Origin of the sequence: Wenyingzhuangia heitensis (assembly GCF_011762155.1) — a bacterium.
In the GTDB taxonomy this organism is placed as follows: Bacteria; Bacteroidota; Bacteroidia; order Flavobacteriales; family Flavobacteriaceae; genus Wenyingzhuangia; species Wenyingzhuangia heitensis.
Map to the genome: position 1 here is coordinate 50,966 of NZ_JAASQL010000003.1, position 18,837 is coordinate 69,802.

Consider the following 18,837-nt stretch of genomic DNA (forward strand, 5'->3'; position numbering starts at 1 on the left):
TTTTAGAAATCTAGATTTAAACCGAAAGAAATTGTTCTGTAAATTGGAGAACCTGCTCTTTGGTAACCATAGTTTGTTGGACTTGTTCTATCAATAGATTCTGGATTGAATCCTGTATAATTATCAGCAGTTAGATATACTAAGTTTTGACCTGTTGCATATACTCTTAACCCTTCAATTTTATACTTTGATAAGAAATCTTTTGGAAAATTATATCCAATATTTACGTTACGTAATGCTAAGTAAGAAGCATCTTGAATAATATCATCTGTAAATATTTTTTGTTTGATGAACTCTTGATCTGGAGTGCTTGCTATAAAATCTTGTGCACTGTTAAACTGGTTAAAAATATATTGATCTCCCATGTTTCTGATTTCTGCACCATGTGATCCTTGAATCATAAAACTTAAATCTACTTGTCCTACTTTAAACTCGTTGGTAATACTCCAAACCAATTCTGGATATGGATCTCCTAATGCAGCTTTATCTTCATCATCAATAATACCATCACCATTTAAATCTTTTACATATACATCTTGAGCTTCTCCTCCAATAGGATGGAATGGATTTGCTAAATATTCTTGCGGAATATCTTTATCTACTACCCATCCGTAAAAAGTTGAAATAGGTTGTCCTTCTAAGTTGATCCATTCAGCAGCTCTTTTAGAATCTACACTAGATATTTGACCATCTGAATCAGCAAAGTCTACTAAAGTGTTTTTGTTTGTTGTTGCAATTAATGTTGAATTCCAACTAAACTTTTCTGTAGAAACATTTTTAGTTCTTAATTCAAATTCCCAACCTTCGTTTTTAACCTCTCCTAAGTTTACCAAAGCACTTTCAAAACCAGTGGTATAAGATACTGGGTTGTTTAATAATAATTGGTCACTTGTTCTTTGGTACCAGTCAATAGATCCTGTAATTCTGTTGTTTAACAATCCAAAATCAATTCCTGGGTTAATTTCTACCAAACGCTCCCACTTTAATTCAGGGTTTGCAATGTTTAATGGAGCAAAACCTGTAGTAATAGCACCATCTACAACCGCAGTGTTTGCTTGTAACAACGCTAAAGAAGGATAGTAATCTACCAACACATTACCTGTACTTAAACTACTTGTACTACTACTTACATCTGGATCTACACTACCTGTATTTAAACGGTCGTTACCTGTAACCCCATAACTAGTTCTTACTTTTAATCTGTTGATGATGTTGTTATCCTCCATAAAATCTTCATTAGAGATATTCCATCCTACAGAAGCCGCTGGAAAGTTACCAAACTTGTATTCTGATCCAAAGATTGAACTACCATCACGTCTAAAGCTAAAAGAAGCTAAGTACTTATCATCATATGCATAATTGAATCTAGACACGTAAGAGATTCCTCTTTTTTGCCATTCAAAAGCATCTGCTCCACTAATAATAGAAGCGTTCGTAATTTCTTTTACCAAATCATTGGTATATCCTGTTCCTGAAATAGAAGAGAAAGAAAAGTTTCTAGATTCTACCACCACACCGGCAGTTGCTCCAATTTCGTGAGCCTCATCAATTGTTGTATTGTAGTTAAAAAAGTTATCAGAAATAAGGTACAATTCTCTCTGAGAAATCTCATTCATTTGAGCTGCAGAAGCCCCGTTTCTGTTAGACTCTGTTCCTTGCCATCTGGCACGTTTTGTATCTTGATAAGAACCTGATAACGTAGTCTTAAAGTTCAATCCTTTTAAAATATTATAGCTTCCGTAAACGCTACCAAACATTTTAAATTTATCATCTGTACGTTCACGCTCTAAAATTTTAGCAGCAGGGTTGGCATTAGATGTATTACTAATATCTACCAACGTGCTTCCGTCTCCATACAAATCATAATTGTCAAAATGACGTTGGAATGCATAATCTCCAATTTGCACATCAGGATATACTCCTCTGTCTACATACTGAATTGTGTTATCATCATGATACACTGGCAACCAATTGGTTTGTCTTAAAATATCGTGTGTAGAACCATCAAAACGTCTTCTTTTTGTAAATGATGGACTTAAATTTACCCCCACAGAAAACTGATCGTTTAATTTACTATCTACTTTTAATCTTAAACCATATCTTTTAAAGTTGTCTGTTAACAAGACTCCTTCATCATCAGAATAGTTGATACTGGTTGCATATTTTGTTTTTTTGTTACCACCTCTAACAGATAAAGAGTGACTTTTAATGGTTCCTCCATCAAAAATAACATCTTGCCAAGAACGGTCAACCCCCACTAACTGCTTGTACTTTGTTCTGTCAGAAAGATAAACTCCTCCATTTTCTGCTCTGTGTCCTAATGCTGCAAAGGCTGCAGGATCATTAGCTTCTAAAGCTTGGTAATATGCAGTTTCTGCTGCTGCAGTTTCTGCTATAGAAAATTCGTATTTATCACTCTTTCTAGCTTCTTTGAAACCAATGTATGAGTTGTAACTAATTTTTGTTTTCCCCACAACACCATCTTTCATGGTAATCATAATTACACCGTTAGAACCTTTAGAACCATAAATAGAAGAAGAAGCTGCATCTTTTAAAATTTCAAAAGAAGCCACATCGTTCATGTTTAAAGATCCTAAAAAGTCTGAATCTACGATTACACCATCTACCACTACTAAAGGAGTAGAGTCTCCAGACATAGAACCTACACCACGAATATTAATGGTTGGAGCTGCTCCTGCTTCTCCATCTGTAGCTTGAATGTTTACCCCGGATACTTGACCGATTAAAGCATCATCTACCCTAGACACTGCTATTTGATCTAATTTTTCGTTAGATACTTTTGAAATTGCCCCTGTTAAGTGTGATTTTTTTTGAGTACCATAACCCACAATTACAATCTCATCTAATTGAGCTGAACTCTCATCTAATTGTGTTGTTATTTTTATATCATCTCCTACCGAAATCGTTTTCGTTTCGTAACCAATAAAAGAAATCTCTAAAACATCTCCCTTTTTAACGTTTAATTGATAATTACCGTCAAAATCTGAAATAGTTCCTTTAGAAGATCCTTTTATAACCACCGTAGCTCCAGGTATTGGCACACCGTCTGTACTAGACAAAACAATTCCTGTCAGATTAAACTGCTCTTGAGCAAAAACAGCAATATTAAAAACCAATAGGGCTGTTAGTGTTAAAATTTTCTTTAGTTCCATTTGTGTTAGTATTAAGTTAATTAATCATAATTTTTGGGGCTTTGCTTGAGATGATACCTTCAATTTTTAATTGCTATTTCTTCTCTCCCCATTTAACACACCACACATTAATAAAAATGATTACTTTTGTAAAAGTGTGTTAAACTACTGTTTGCATACTTTAGATCTTACTTCCCTTGAGAATGAAGTAATTTCCCTTTTAAAGGATGGGCGTGCACCCATCCTTTTTTTTATTCCAAAAATTTATTTCATATATAATTCATTAATTTTTAAGATTAGAAATAGGCTTAGCTTCAATTGGTTTACCAGTTTGGTTTACCAAATATATAGAATTAAAACATTATTAACAACTAATAATGTGATTTATTACGAAAAAACCAAAAAAAAACACATACCGGTAGGTATGTGCTATTTTACATTGTCTTTTTTTAATAAAAAAGTATAACTACATTGATTTAAGATTTCATAAAATCTTCTCTAATAGGACTAAAAACATCTATTAACAAACCTGCTTCTTTGCATATAGCTCCGTGCATTACGTGTGGTGGAATGTAAAAAGAATCTCCTCCTTTTACCATTTTAGTAGTCTCTCCAATGGTCAACTCAAAAGCTCCATCTACCACATAGGTTACCTGTGAATGGTGGTGCTCATGCATTTGACCAATTCCTCCTGTTTCAAATTTTGCTTTTACCAACATAATACGATCATCGTATCCCATAATTTGACGTTGAACTCCGTTTCCTACAGATTCCCACGCTGTTTCGCTATCGAATAAAAACTCTTTACTTGCTCCAAATGATTCCATGATTATTTTTTATTTAGTTTGTGTTTGTTTGTAATGATAAGCTCCTTGCCAATGGTAAGTCTTATCCTTAATTTTTAATGTGTGTTCTGTTTCTTTACTTGTTTTTTGGTTGGCAATAATCAACAAATTAGTAGCTTCATTTTTCACCTTAAAACTTATAGCTGTATAAGCTTCTGAATCTGCAATCACTTCTAAATCTGACACATGACTTTTAGAATCTACCGAAAATTCTGACACATAACTATAGCTTCCGTGCGGTTCTATAATAGAAGCAAAAGTAGTTGATGCTGTATTTTTTCTTCTGATCATAAACCCAGCATCTCTTCTTAAATTAAATTCAGAATCATTAGCTCCAATTCTTGTAAACAATAATTCATCATTGTTGTTTGTAGTAGCCGTAATAGTATAAAACTTACTTTGGTTTAAAAAAGATACTTTACTGTTATAAGAGCTTGGTTTTCCTGTTCCTTCTAACCAAAGATGTTGATATCCATTTTTAGCTCCTAAAGGTTTTAATACTTGGGGTAGGTTGTATTTAAAATTGGTACTGATGATTTGTCCTTTAAAATAAACAGGTAAATCATATTGATTTTTTTCTTTAGAAACCACCTTCATCACATCAATCACCAAAGGTTTTGCTATACCAAGTACTTTAACAATAGCCATGGTTCTTTGTAATAACGTGTTTGAATATGCGTTAGATTCCTTGGCACTTATTATTTGCAAATTAGGATTTGTATCTTCATAAAAAACTAAATCTGAATGATGCTTGCTTCCTATTTCATATTTACCGTTAAAGTGAGATGTTTCGTTTTGGGTAATGGTATTGTGTGCAATACTTTGTTTTGCCCAAGTCTTGTTTTCTTTTAAATAATTTCCTCCTCCTTTTTGTTCAATATTTACAAATCTTGCCAATCCATAATCTTGAATAATCTCAGTTCCTTTTTCGTATAATGAATAAGAAAGCTTATCATAATGTCCGTGACTAGAACCTTGAGCAGAGTACTTAAACACCAATGTTAGATCTTCATTTCCGGATCGTAACACTCCAACCCCACCTTGTTGTCCATCAGGTCCATCTGATAAATTGATAGATTTTTTTTTAAAATGAACTGCCTTATGATCTCTAATAGCCATTGCGGTTTCTAAACCTGCATCACTTAAGACAACTTTGTTTTGTTTTTGGGCAATACTTAATAATTGTGGGTTTAATCCTCCGTAATAATAAGCAACATCTACTGCTGTAACCAACTCTCTAGAATAATAAGACATTCCTTTTTGTCCATCATTCAAAGGAAAGAATTCTCCTTTGGCATTGGTTAAATTTAAAAGTGCATTTACAGAATTAAGCAACACTTTATTTTTGTACTCAAATATTTTTAAATCTGGCTTTACATTGGCCAAGGCTTCTGCAAAAACCAAAAACGGATACATGGCATAACGTTGGTAATAGGGACCTTCTGTGTAATAGCCATCAGGAGAAAAAGGTTCGTCTATATTGGCTAAAAAACCTGCTTTTTGTCCTACCGTTTTTATAAAACCACCATCATTATCTTTGGCTCCTATAGCCAATCCATCGTCTTTAATTCCGTACAAAGCTCGGCTGATTAATTCTTTGTCATTCATAACCAAACCTAACATTCCTACAGCTGCATTTCCCCAAGTACTATGGTTGTGCACTCTATTAAAAAACTGTGGATTTTCTACAGAAATATAATCCGCAAAAGGTCTTAATAAATTCTTTTCTAATTTTTTGCGTTCTTTTTTAGACAACCAATCGTATACACAATCATATGCTTGACTCACATATACCAACCAATTAGAATCATTTAAACATTGCCAAAATAATTTTCCTCTAGCATAAGATCTTGTTTGCGGATGCGGTGGTAAGTCTTTGTACATTTTTTCATACTGAAACAACATATCTCTTACATAAATGGCATATTTTTCATCTTGCAAAACCTGAAACAAAACTCCTGCTTTTTGCAACATTAAAAAGTTTCTTTTGTGTTTTTCATGTGTGTATCCTCCAGAGTAATCTTTAGGAATAGGTGTATCTATTCCCAGCTCAATTTCCGCATCCACCTCCGCTTTTACCAAAGCTACCGTTTTATCAAAAAGAGGTACATTCCCTAGTTCTTTTCTAATTTTTTGAACTCCAGATTTTGTTAAAATTAAACTAGGATGTTCTTGAGCTTTTAGGTTTTGTACTCCTAAAAAGCTGATAAAAACTAGCATTAAAATTATGTTGTACTTCAATTTCATACTTATTGATTTTATCTATTAATTACTTAGTAATTCCTAAATCTTTATGATCTGTTCCCTTATTTTTTAATGCTGATGTTGATGACAAGGCATAATCTTCTGTAAATTTAGGATCTAATTTCCATATGTTTTTCACCTTGTATTTTTGATCCCCCGTAATGGTTAAGTCCCCAGATTTGTAAAAGTTATTGTTATAAACTTCTACCACAGGCTCTCCTACCACCAAGTACATATCTATTCCTTTACTATTCTTAAATATATTGTTTTTTAGCTGTGCTTTTTGTACTCCATATAAAGTTATCGCAGATTTAGCTTTGTTTCTTTTGTTGTTTCCTACATTGTCAAAAACTGAATTTTCTAACTCTAAAAAAGGACCGTACGTACTTTCATCTGTTCCTCCTCTGTAAAGATTTAAAACTGTACAACCTACATTTTTGTATAAGTTGTTTTTTAGAATTACATATTCTGCATTGTAAATTCCAATGTCATCAATCTCTTTATCTAAAGCCATTACAGAACCCGTTACATTGTTAAATTTAGAGTTGGTAATACTAATGGTATCTGCAAAGGTGTTTTTGTAAACTTTAATCGCATCAAAAGCATAATTAATGTCTAGATTTACAAAATCACAAGCATCAACCAACAATTTGTAATTGGTATTCATAGAATATTTACTGGTAGAAATAACAGCATTACCGGTATCGTCTGGAGATTTTTTTCCATCAATTTTTAACCCTTGTAACTTTAAAGCTCCGTTATTTTCTATTTGGAATAAATTCTTTTTTTCAAATAAAAGCAAAGGTTTTTTAGCTCCAGAAGACGTTACCGTAATAGGATGTTTTATAGACACAACCTTACTAACAACATACGTTTCGTTTTCATCCAATTCTAGCACATCACCAGCCTTACTATTTATAGTAGCTTCTATTAATGTGTTTAACCCTCCTTTTACCTTAATTGTTTTTCCTGATGAAAAAGCAACCTCTTTGTCCTTTTTAGGATACCAAGAAACTCCTGTTTCTGCTTTAGAAACCATTTCTTTAATAGTTGCTCCTACATTTAATGTAGTGTCTGTTGGAACCAAAAGACCTAATTTATTTTTAGTTAATGCTAATTTTTCTTTTCTAAAACCGCTTTTGCTTACAGGTTTAATATTTGGACTAAGGATGTTGTTTGTGAATGAAATTCCACTAATATCATCATAAGCTGTAAATACATCGTCTTTATGTTCGTTGTAAAAAATATTGTTTAAAACCACCGAATTTTTTGGAACGGCACTTCTTTCTGCATCGCTACCTGCACACAATTGTACATTGTCACAATTGATAAACGTGTTGTTTGCCACTCTAGCATCTTTTACTTGGTGGTAACGATTTATTTTAGAGTTAGGCACTCCGTTCATAATCACAAACGCTCCTCTAAATCTATTTCCTGTTAAACCAACAGCATAATTATTCACAACAGTTTGTTGTCCGTTAATTACTCTAATTCCACCTGTACAAGCTTTTCCATTACCAACAAACACATTTCCTTCTACCCAAGTTTCGTTACCATGTCTCATGGTTAAGGTACCTCTACACTCATAAAAAACATTGTTTCTGTATATATTCTGACAAGATTTGTTAGAAATATTTTCATGCTCTCCATTACATCTATCAAAATAATTATTTTCTACTACTGTTTTGGAGTTGGTTAACGAGTAATGACTTGTCCCAATACGTAAGGTTTCTCCTCCGTTAGCTCCTAAAACCGCTCTAGGCCCAAAATAATTATGATCTATTTTATGGTTGTTTTCTTGACTCTCTTTGCTATTTAAACGCACAATCATGGTTACACCTTTTGTGTTTTTCCCTTGTAAATGATTGTGATCTACTCTGTTATTTTTCCCGTACAAAGCCAGCCAAGTTTCGGTATCGTGTCTTTCAGGATTGTTATAACTATCAATTACACATTCTGTTAATCTACAATTGTTAGCCAATGTTTTGCTGTCTTTTCTAAAAGATATTACCTCTGTTGTAGGTGTAAATCCGTTTTTAAAAACCAATCCTTTTACCACTAAATAACTTCCTGCAATTCTTAAATTAGAATTCCCCTCTAAGGTTACTTTTCCGTTTTCTTCTGCTTTTAAAACAATTGGATTTTCTGCTGTACCGTTCGCCTCAAACAACAATTCTGCATTGTTCCAAACTCCATTAGCCAATACAATTTCATCACCAGGTTTAGCATTTGCAACTTTTTGATGAAATGCCTCTACAGTGCTTACGGCATTTATAGAATTTGATTTTTCTGACTTACATGCTAGCAACAATAAACTAACTGATACTAAAAAATATTTAATTTTATACATAACAAGATTAATTGGTTTACCAAATTGGTTTACCAAATATATTTATTTACTTTGATTAAAAAAAATATTATCCTGTAATTTATGAGAAAATCCTAATAAAACACCAAAAACCTTGAGTTATAAACAAAAAAGCCAAAGAAATTTCTTTGACTTTTTAAATACTATAAATATATAAGATTACTAGACCTTAATTTGTAAACCTAGCTTTTCGCCTCTTTTGATCATTAGTTGATAAGCTTCTTGGTAATCATTAGGAATGACACCATCTAAAATAGACTCTTTTATATAGTCTTTAATCTGACCTATTTCTCTACAAGGTTTTAAATCAAAAGTTTTCATAATAATTTCCCCTGTAATAGGTGGTTCAAAATTACGAACCTTATCCCTCTCTTCTACTTCTTTAATTTTTTCTCTAACAATTTTAAAGTTGTTATGGTATCTTTTAAACTTGTTTGGGTTTTTAGTCGTTATATCTGCCTCACACAACGTCATTAGACTTTCTATATCATCACCTGCATCAAATACCAATCTACGAATGGCAGAGTCCGTAACTTCTGATGCCAAAACAATAGGTCTAGAACTTAACAACACCATTTTTTGAACAAATTTCATTTTGTTATTTAAAGGTAATTTTAATCTCTTAAATAATTTATAAACCATTTTAGATCCTACAAATTCGTGATTATGAAACGTCCACCCTACTTTTTTAGAAAAACGTTTTGTAGGTGCTTTACCAATATCGTGTAACAACGCAGCCCAACGTAACCAAACATCTTCTGTGTTTTCAGAAATATTATCTACCACCTCTAACGTATGGTAAAAATTATCTTTGTGTTTTTGTCCTTCTACCTCTTGTACTCCCTTTAAATCGGTTAATTCTGGCAATATTTGTTGTAACAAACCTGTTTGTTCTAAATGTAAAAAACCAATGGATGGAACTGGAGCTTCTAATATCTTATTCACCTCAACCATAACTCTTTCTCGGGTAATGATTTTTAATCGCTCTTGATTTTTTAAAATAGCTTCTAAAGATTCTTTTTCTATTTCAAAATTTAACTGAGTCGCAAAACGAATGGCACGCATCATTCTTAAAGGATCATCAGAATAAGTAATGTCTGGATCTAAAGGAGTTCTAATAATTTTAGCTTGTAAGTCTGCTACTCCATCAAAAGGATCTAACAAAGCTCCTAAACTATTTTCATTTAAAGAAATAGCCAATGCGTTAATGGTAAAATCTCTTCGGTTCTGGTCGTCTTTTAAAGTCCCTTCTTCTACTTGTGGATTTCTACTATCTTCAGAATATGATTCTTTTCTAGCCCCTACAAATTCAATTTCTATGTCTTGATACCTTAACATAGCGGTACCATAGGTTTTAAAAACCTGAACTTTAGGTTTGTTTGGTAACAATTCTGCTACTTTTAAAGCTAAATCAATTCCGCTACCAATCGCAACTACATCAATATCTTTTGCTGTACCACGTTCTAAAACAAAATCACGTACAAAACCGCCAATCACATATGCATCTACGCTTAAATTTTTGGCTGCTTGAGTAATGTATTCAAAAACGGAATGTTGAATGGCTTGGGTATAATTCTCTAAAATTCGCATTAAGGTCTTATTACGGTTACCTGATTTTGATTTGTGACCTTGATAATGGTCGAGGATTTTTCACAAATTTTATCGTGGTGCAAATCTACTACATAATCTACTGCATTCAAAATAGCTGGGTTTATTTCCGAAAACTGTTTTGGTGTAGCTTCTCCACTAATATTTGCTGAGGTAGAGATAATAGGCTTTCCATAGTTGCGAATCATTTCTTTACAAAATGTATCCGAAGCTATTCTTATAGCGATAGTATTATCTTTTCCTATGGCATTTTTTGCTAAACCAACGGGATTGTCATAAACGATAGTTGTTGGATTTGTTGCTTTTTTTAATATTTCTATAGCTTTTAAAGGAACTTTAGCAACATATTGCTGTAACATTTCTAAAGAATCTACTAATACAACTAAACTCTTAGCTTCTTCTCTATTTTTAATTTTATAAATTTTAGTTACTAAAATTTCATTTGTAGCATCACAACCAATTCCCCAAACGGTATCTGTTGGGTATAAAATTGTTTTATTTTTTATAAATCCCACAACTATATTAATAATCTTAATTTAAAATATCTAAAGATTGTAAACTAACTAGTTTAGAATACATTCCTCCCATTGCTATTAAATCTTGGTGGGTTCCTTGTTCTACAATTCTACCCTTTTTCATGACTACAATTAAGTCTGCATTTTTTACGGTAGACAATCTATGTGCAATAACAATAGATGTTTTATTATTCATCATTTTTTCTAAAGCATCTTGTACTACTTTTTCAGATTCAGTATCTAAAGCAGAAGTGGCTTCATCTAAAATCATAATAGGAGGGTTTTTTAGAACCGCTCTTGCAATGGCAACTCTTTGACGTTGTCCACCTGAAAGTGAATTCCCTCCATCTCCTACATTACTTTGATATCCTTTTTCAAATTCTGTAATAAAGTTGTGAGCATTTGCAATTTTTGCAGCTCTTACCACATCTTCTTGAGAAGCTTCATCTACACCCAATGATATATTATTTGATATAGTATCGTTAAATAGTATTGAATCTTGTGCTACAATTCCCATTTGACTTCTTAAAGACTTTGTGGTAACTTCTTTAATATCTAAACCATCAAATGTAATTCTACCTTCATTCACATCATAAAACCTAGTTACTAAATTTGCCAATGTAGATTTACCACTACCAGACTCTCCTACCAAAGCTATTGTTTTTCCTTTAGGAACGGTTAAATTAAAATCTCTTAGTACATATTCATTATCATATTTAAAAGAGACATTTTCAAATCTAATTTCTTTATTAAATCCATCAATCACTTTGGCTCCTTCTTTATCTTTTAATGGGTTTAAAGCATCCAGAATAAAACGTACTCTTTCAGAAGCAGCATTTCCTCCTTGAATTGCGTGACTTGCTTTTGCCATAGCTTTTGCTGGCGTTAAAATTTGATAAGCCAGCCCCATATAAGTAATGAATGCTCCACCAGTCAAACTCTCTTCTACTAACACTAAAGTTCCTCCATAAACAAATAAAATAGAGATTGTAAAAACTCCTAAAAATTCACTCAGTGGCCCTGCCATAGCCATTCTAGCACCAATTACATTATTCATATAATTAATCTGTTCCGCTTGTTTGCTAAATTTATTTTTAAAAAAAGTTTCTGCTGTAAAGTTTTTAATAATCTTTATTCCCCCAAGTGTTTCTTCTATTTTAGAAAGTAAATTTCCTTCCATAGCAAAAATATCACCAGAAATACTCTTTATCGTTCTACCTAATCTTGATATTAACAAACCAGCTATTGGTAGGAATACTAACACAAAAATGGTTAACTTCCAACTAATCCATAGCATTGCTCCTAAAGTAAATAACAATGTTAAAGGCTCTCTACCAATCATCATAATTGCATTCATAAATGATGTCTTAATGGTCGTAATATCAGCTGTCATTCTAGATATTAAGTCCCCTTTTTTCTCTCCTGAAAAGAAAGAAACATTTAAAGAAGTAACTTTATTATAAACATCATTCCTTAAATCTTTTAAAACTCCATTATTTAAATAGGTCATATAGACCATAGATAAGTATGCAAATAAATTCTTTAAAAAGAAGGCTATGATCATAAAAATCATCATCCAAATTAAAGTACTAAAAGCTCCTTTTTCTTGCGTATTTGTTGTTATAAAATAATTAAGAAAATCTTCTAAACTATCTTTATTTAAGCTACTAAAACCAGTAAAAACAGGTTTTTCATACACTTTTTCTGATTCTTTAAAAAGTACATTCATAACTGGCATTAGAGACAACATAGACAATGCCGAAAAAAAGGAGTATAAAAAGTTAAAGAAAATACTTGAGAAAAAATTTAGCTTATAAGGAGCCAAGTATTTAAAAAAATGCTTTAGGTTATTCATTTAAATTAATTTGTTAATGCAAATTTATATATTTTATAATTGTAACTAGCCTTAATTTTATCTTAAAACTTTAAAACTATAAAGCAAACCTTCAAAATATATCCGTTATTTTAGCTTTTCTAAATCAACTTTAAATAAAAAAATAATATGTTTAGTTTAATAAAACATATATAAATTTATTTTTAGTTTTAAAAAAGTAGTATGAAGATTTTATTTTTAACTGATATTTATAAACATCCTGTAGATCATTTGCCTACAAACCACGATTGGTTAGCTAATTTATGGTTTTCGAATAAAAAATATACCATTACTAAAATAAACGATATTCTAAAACCGAACGAGTCTAATATAGGACCAGAACTCCCAAAGAAACCCTATACTTCCGTACTAAAAAACTCTTCTATTACTAAAATAACTAATTATTTAAAAGAAACAATCCCCTCTTTTGATTACGTTATAGCTTTTGAATGCTGTGAAGAAACTCGCATTATTTTAGAACAAATACACCCTAAAATTATTTATATTTATTTTAGTCCACTAAGGTATTCTAATAGACAAACCTTTACCTTAAGTTCTAATGATAAAGAATTACAACAAAAAATAGTTGAAGTAAGTAATTTAGGTATTAACTATTATCAACAACAAGCTAATTACGTTAAAAACCTTGTCAATAACAAACAATCTCCTTTAGATATTCAACCTAAAAGTATCCTTTTAATAGGGCAAGTAGAAGCTGATTTGTCTGTTTGGGATGGAATAAAGTATACAAACTTAGATGATTATTTTGATGAAATCATTAAGATTGCTTCTAACTATAATACTATTTATTACAAGCCACATCCCTTTGCTAAAAAAAATAACGATAAAATTGCAAACGCAACAAATATTATTAACACTGATATAGAAATTTACAGACTTCTTAGTTCTGATTGTATAGAGCACGTAATTACAGTATCTTCTAGCGTTGCCAAGGAAGCCAAATTCTTTAACAAAAAAGTAACACAGTTTTCTAGCTTATATATATCTGATGATTGTAAAAGCGTTCCCTACACAATGGACGAAAATTTTTGGAATTATATGTTTGATACCTCTAACAATAGCCTTTCAAAACAATTAACTATTGACTACCTTGATATTAGACCTATAAGAAACACTTATTGGGGTTACAAGTTTATACTAGAATTAGAACTCAAACCTCATGAAGTTTATAAAACACTATTAGAGTCCATAAATAACGATTTAGTTAAAACTCAACAACTAGCGACTGAACTAAGCAACAATATAGAAAAGATCACCAAAGAACAGTGTAAAACTAAAATTGATATAATAAAACTTCAAAATAAAAGTATATTATACATCCTTAGTAAAACAGTAAAAAAAATTAAAAAAAATTATATTAAAAAAAACAGGTAAGTTCTTTTACTATTATTTGTCTACTTTTAGAATTCATCATAAAGTATTATACCTTTATCAAAAACAATCTTTTTCTAATAGAAATTTTAGTTTTTAATACTATTTCCTTCATTATATATAACAATACTTGAAGCAGTATCTATTTAATATATCCATTTTATGTTTTTTCCATAAATTTATTTAATTCACTTTTAGATGTAAATAAAATCAATACATTAAACAGTAACTTGATTATTTTCCACGAATATATTTTTTGACTAAAGTAAATAAAATGCTTTAACCTCTTTGGACTTATCCTTGATAATTTACTTTCATAAAAATCATCGAAAAAAGAGTCAAAATAAGAGTTTAAAGTAAAATTTCGCTCATTATAATAAAGATCCAAGTTTTTGGGATCAGCTGATATTCCTGAAAAATCATATTTACAGATAAAAAGCTCAATTTTTTTATAAGAAATACTATTCAAGCAGATGTTTCTTATAAAAAACTCCCAATCAGAACAAATTTTATAATCTTCATTATAAAAAAAGGTTTCATAAAACAATTGTTTCCTAATGAAAGCTGCTTGATGATTAATTCCTCCAACTCTTAAAAAACTATAAGTCATTTTTTTGGGAGGGAATTCTTCTCTCTCATAACCATCATCATTATAATATAATGTATTTCCATATACTAAATCTATACTTTGATTTAGTTCTGGTACAATTTTCTCTAAAACAAAATCATCGTAAAAAATATCTCCACTATTCATAAAAATAACATATTCATTAGAAGCCATTTTTATTCCTTTATTCATAGCATTGTATACACCTTTATCTTTTTCAGATATATACTTGTCTTTTCTTTTACATCTTTCAATAACATTTTTTGAATCATCATCACTATTTCCGTCAACTATAATAAACTCAAACTCTTTATAACTCTGATTTTCAACACTATTAATAGTCTTTACTAATCCTTTTTCATTGTTATAATTAATTGTAATTATTGATACCTTATTCATGAATTATTTTTTAATACACTTTTATAAACTTTACTACATTCTTCTGTGGCAATATCCCAGTTAAATAGTTGAATTCTTTTATACCCCAAATCAATATGCTTTTTTCGTTTTTCTGAATTATTTATTAGCATCACTATTTTGTCTCTCAAATCTTCTACACTATCTTTCTCATAATAAACACCTGCATTATCAGAAACCTCAGGAAATGAGCTATAATTTGTTAAAACAACAGGACACCCACAATACATAGCCTCTAAAACAGGAATACCGAACCCTTCATATTTAGAAGGAAACACAAAACACAATGCTTTATTATATATTGTACCTAATTCATTTTCCTTAAAATCATATTGATTTACTTGATTCATTATCCCTAAAGCTTTAAACTTACCACACTCTTCTTCTGTAAACTCACCAGCCCCAGCAAATAAAACACTAATACTAGCATCATTTTTTAAAATTGGTGTAACAGAATCTAAAAAAAACTCGAAATTTTTATATGTAGCTCTACTTCCTACGTATAGGATATATTTCTGAGGAAGTTTTATGCTTGGTATATTAAAATCCGATTTTTTGATTGATTGTCCATGATAAACAACTTCAATTTTTTTCTCATCAATTTCAGGATAAAATCTTAAAATATCTTTTTTAGTGTTTTTTGAAACAGCTATAATTTTAGAAGCTTTTTTTAATAGAATCTCTTTATTCTGAACTACATTAAAAGAATCATCTTGAAAATATTCCGGAAACAATTCATGAATCATGTCGTAAACTGTTACTACAAAAGGCTTGTCACCTATGTAATCCAAAAAATAAGGATTATAATAAGTCGTTACAAAGACATCAAATTCTCCTTTAGTTAATTTACTTATTGTTTTTTTTATATTTTTTTTATCATAATAATCTCTTAAATTTTTACCTAGGAGTTTCATAAGTAAATAAATAAAATTATGTAAAATTTGCTTAGGTCCTATTAGAATACTTTCATTAAAGTATATATTTCTTGAATTATAAATAGGATTTATAATTTTATTATTTGTTTGTTTTTCTATTCTAGAAAATATTTCTGTATAGTATCTTGATATACCTCCATATTTCTGAAAGTTAAATACTTGGGGATCTATTAAAAGTTTCATTTACATAATTATTTTAACACTACTATTCTTTAAATTTTTACTTTCTTTTATCAATACAACCCTATTTTTCTTGCTACATTTATCACAAAAAAATGTAAATCATATGTCTAAAATTTCAATTTTTGATTACAGTTAAACCTTTTTTATCATTCTTTCATTTTCAACTTAAAATATAAACATTTTGTCAATCAGCACAACTTGTTGATCTAACATTTTCCAAAATAATCGAAACACCAAATTTAAACTTAAAATGATTACTTTTATCTTTTTAATTAAAAAAAATGACTAAAATAGCTATCGTAATACAACGATATGGAGACGAAATCAATGGAGGGGCAGAAACACACGCTAGACTTTTAGCTAAAAAACTAAGCATTGATTATGAAATTACTATTCTAACAACAAAAGCAGTAGATCACTCTAATTGGAAAGATTATTACTCTGAAGATTTAGAATATATAGATAATATTAAAACAAAACGTTTTTCTTGTACTTCATCTAAACCAGATAAAAAATTCAGAAAATATAGACGAATTATTCTTAAAAGAACAAAATTTCAACAATTATTATCCAAAGTAGGTCTTTATTCATTTTTTAATAAAAGAAAATATTTTGAAGCAACAGAAAAGGAAAATGATCTCTGGTTAAAATCAGTTGGGCCTAATAGCCCCGAATTAGTTGAATATATCTATACAAATAAAGACCAGTATGATTGTTTTATTTTTTTCACATATCTATATTACACAACAGTTGAAGGCTTAAAAATTGTAGGCAACAAAAGTATATACGTACCCACAGCACATGATGAACCAGAATTTTATGCATCTGTTTACAACAGTACTTATAAAAATGCGAAATTCATAATGTACAACACTTCTTTTGAAAAAAAGCTTATAGAGGCAAACCATAAAATAGCAAAAACAAAACGTAATAATATTGCAGGAATTGGACTAGAACAAGTTAATTATAATCAACAACCTGAGCACAACTACTCATTTAAATATCTGTTATATATAGGTAGAATTGAAGGAGGAAAAGGGTGCTTTGAACTTTATGATTTTTTCAATAAATTTAAAGTATCAAATCCTAATTTAAAGTTAAAGTTAATTTTTGTTGGAAAGAAAAACCCTAAGCTACTTCCTAATAATGATATAATTTTCACTGGATTTGTTTCAAATAATGTAAAACAACATCTTTTATTAAATTGTGAAGCTTTGATAATCCCATCATATTATGAAAGTTTATCCATGGTTACACTAGAAGCTATGTTTGAAAAAAAGATAGTTATTGCTAATGGGAATTGTGAAGTTCTAAAAAATCATATTACAAATAGCGATTCTGGATTTTACTATCATAATGAAAATGAATTTTACAATACCATCAATAAATTAATGAGTCTTTCTGAACATGAATTAAAACAACATGGAGAGAAAGCAAGGAAGTATGTTAAACAGAATTACACTTGGCCACATATTATAGAAAAATTTGACTCAGCTATTAAGTTTATTAAAAATTCTTAATTCTGATCTAGTCTAGCTAAACGACTATTATTTTAAAACTGTTTAATTATTTTTTATTAATAAAGATTGATATATCTTATAATATTGAGAAGCCATTACTTTATAATCAAATTCTTTAGATCTATTAATTAACTGCTCTCTCATTTTCTGGGGACTAGCATCAAACAATTCCACTCCTCTCTTGTAACTAGCTACCATGTTTTTAGTTTCAAAATCATCAAAATAAAAAGCAACATCACCACCTATTTCTGGCAAACTGGTTAGTTTGCTTAAAAAGACAGGTTTTCCAAAGCACATAGCCTCTATAGGAGGTATTCCAAAACCTTCTGCTGTAGAAGGGTGACACATAACCTTACAATTTTGTATCAAAGCCCACTTTTGCTCATCAGACACATGGTAACAAAAATGCACACGGTCTGTAAGTTCTAGTTTTTGTATTTCTATTTGAATTTCCTTAGCATAAAACTGATTTTCCCCTGAAACGACAAAAACCAAATCTTCTTTAATATAAGGCAACATTTTAACCAAAGACAATTGATTTTTTTTGGCAAACAAAACTCCTATGTTTAAAACATAATTTTTCTCTTTTAAAAAAGAAAAGGCTCCTAAATCGTAATTAACTTTAGTGTCTGGAAAAGAAATCCCATTATGTACAACTTTAACTTTAGGTTCTTTATCAAAAGAAAACAGACTTTTATTAGACAAAAAATCTTGCTTTACAAACTCTGATATACAAACAATAACATCCGCATTTTTTAAGTTTTTGCGGACCTTGTTTAACTCTTTTTTATATTTTTTTTCAGAAATATTTTCATGCAGAAAATTTAAATCATGTAGTGTTACAATTTTTTTCTGACAAAATCTTTTAAATCTAAAATATGAAGATAACTGATGACTTGTATGTAACACATCGTAACTAAAACTATAAAAAGGAACAATTTTATGAAAAGACTCTCTTTTTATTAATGGAAAGCTAGTATTTAAGTTTTTCAAAGGAGTTAACGGACCATATAAATCTATTTTACTTTTAGATTCTTTGGTTACTATCTCCGATAAGCCTTTAGCAAGGTTTTTAAAAACATTTGCAATCCCTGAATTGGAATATCTCAGCCTTTCTAGATCTACTAAAACTTTTATTTTTTTCTTTTTCATTCAATTTTCACTCCTAAATAGTTTAT

At 30.1% G+C, this 18,837-nt stretch carries 12 protein-coding genes; 2 read left to right on the top strand and 10 right to left on the bottom strand.

Annotation, left to right across the window (positions count from 1 at the left end; translation table 11 throughout):
• Nucleotides 1-2 precede the first annotated feature (2 nt).
• From FHR24_RS11075 to FHR24_RS11105, 7 genes are all read right to left on the bottom strand, one after another.
• Nucleotides 3-3,173 (bottom strand): SusC/RagA family TonB-linked outer membrane protein, encoded by a 3,171-nt coding sequence (locus tag FHR24_RS11075; RefSeq protein ID WP_167188481.1) that lies wholly within the window; start codon nt 3,171-3,173, stop codon nt 3-5.
• A 455-nt stretch (nt 3,174-3,628) separates the two neighbouring features.
• The gene (locus tag FHR24_RS11080) at nt 3,629-3,979 is read right to left on the bottom strand and encodes a cupin domain-containing protein (RefSeq protein ID WP_167188484.1); all 351 of its coding nucleotides are present in this window, start codon (nt 3,977-3,979) and stop codon (nt 3,629-3,631) included.
• A 9-nt stretch (nt 3,980-3,988) separates the two neighbouring features.
• Nucleotides 3,989-6,244 (bottom strand): heparinase II/III domain-containing protein, encoded by a 2,256-nt coding sequence (locus FHR24_RS11085; RefSeq protein ID WP_167188487.1) that lies wholly within the window; start codon nt 6,242-6,244, stop codon nt 3,989-3,991.
• A 22-nt stretch (nt 6,245-6,266) separates the two neighbouring features.
• Nucleotides 6,267-8,591 (bottom strand): polysaccharide lyase 6 family protein, encoded by a 2,325-nt coding sequence (locus FHR24_RS11090; RefSeq protein ID WP_167188490.1) that lies wholly within the window; start codon nt 8,589-8,591, stop codon nt 6,267-6,269.
• A 180-nt stretch (nt 8,592-8,771) separates the two neighbouring features.
• Nucleotides 8,772-10,199, bottom strand: coding sequence for a CCA tRNA nucleotidyltransferase (locus FHR24_RS11095; RefSeq protein WP_167188493.1), 1,428 nt, complete (start codon nt 10,197-10,199; stop codon nt 8,772-8,774).
• Nucleotides 10,199-10,732: an L-threonylcarbamoyladenylate synthase gene (locus tag FHR24_RS11100; protein ID WP_317166200.1), complete on the bottom strand. Its 534-nt coding sequence runs from the start codon at nt 10,730-10,732 to the stop codon at nt 10,199-10,201. Before FHR24_RS11100 ends, FHR24_RS11095 begins: the two co-directional genes overlap by 1 nt.
• A 16-nt stretch (nt 10,733-10,748) precedes the next feature.
• A complete protein-coding gene (locus FHR24_RS11105) occupies nt 10,749-12,587 on the bottom strand; it encodes an ABC transporter ATP-binding protein (protein ID WP_167188496.1) in 1,839 nt (612 codons plus the stop codon).
• A 201-nt stretch (nt 12,588-12,788) separates the two neighbouring features.
• Here FHR24_RS11105 and FHR24_RS11110 point away from each other — a divergent pair, with 201 nt between their 5' ends.
• Nucleotides 12,789-14,000, top strand: coding sequence for a hypothetical protein (locus FHR24_RS11110; protein WP_167188499.1), 1,212 nt, complete (start codon nt 12,789-12,791; stop codon nt 13,998-14,000).
• 157 nt (nt 14,001-14,157) lie between these two features.
• Here FHR24_RS11110 and FHR24_RS11115 read toward each other — a convergent pair whose 3' ends face one another.
• Complete coding sequence (locus FHR24_RS11115; RefSeq protein WP_167188502.1) at nt 14,158-15,003, bottom strand: glycosyltransferase family 2 protein; 846 nt, start codon at nt 15,001-15,003, stop codon at nt 14,158-14,160.
• Nucleotides 15,000-16,139, bottom strand: coding sequence for a glycosyltransferase family 4 protein (locus FHR24_RS11120; RefSeq protein ID WP_167188505.1), 1,140 nt, complete (start codon nt 16,137-16,139; stop codon nt 15,000-15,002). Before FHR24_RS11120 ends, FHR24_RS11115 begins: the two co-directional genes overlap by 4 nt.
• Before the next feature lie 281 nt (nt 16,140-16,420).
• Between FHR24_RS11120 and FHR24_RS11125 the strand changes: the two genes are divergently transcribed.
• The gene (locus tag FHR24_RS11125; protein WP_167188508.1) at nt 16,421-17,659 is read left to right on the top strand and encodes a glycosyltransferase family 4 protein; all 1,239 of its coding nucleotides are present in this window, start codon (nt 16,421-16,423) and stop codon (nt 17,657-17,659) included.
• Between the two features lie 42 nt (nt 17,660-17,701).
• On the opposite strand, the gene FHR24_RS11130 is transcribed toward FHR24_RS11125, so the two are convergent.
• On the bottom strand, nt 17,702-18,811 hold the full coding sequence (locus FHR24_RS11130) for a glycosyltransferase family 4 protein (RefSeq protein WP_167188511.1): 1,110 nt from the start codon (nt 18,809-18,811) through the stop codon (nt 17,702-17,704).
• Between the last annotated feature and the right edge of the window lie 26 nt (nt 18,812-18,837).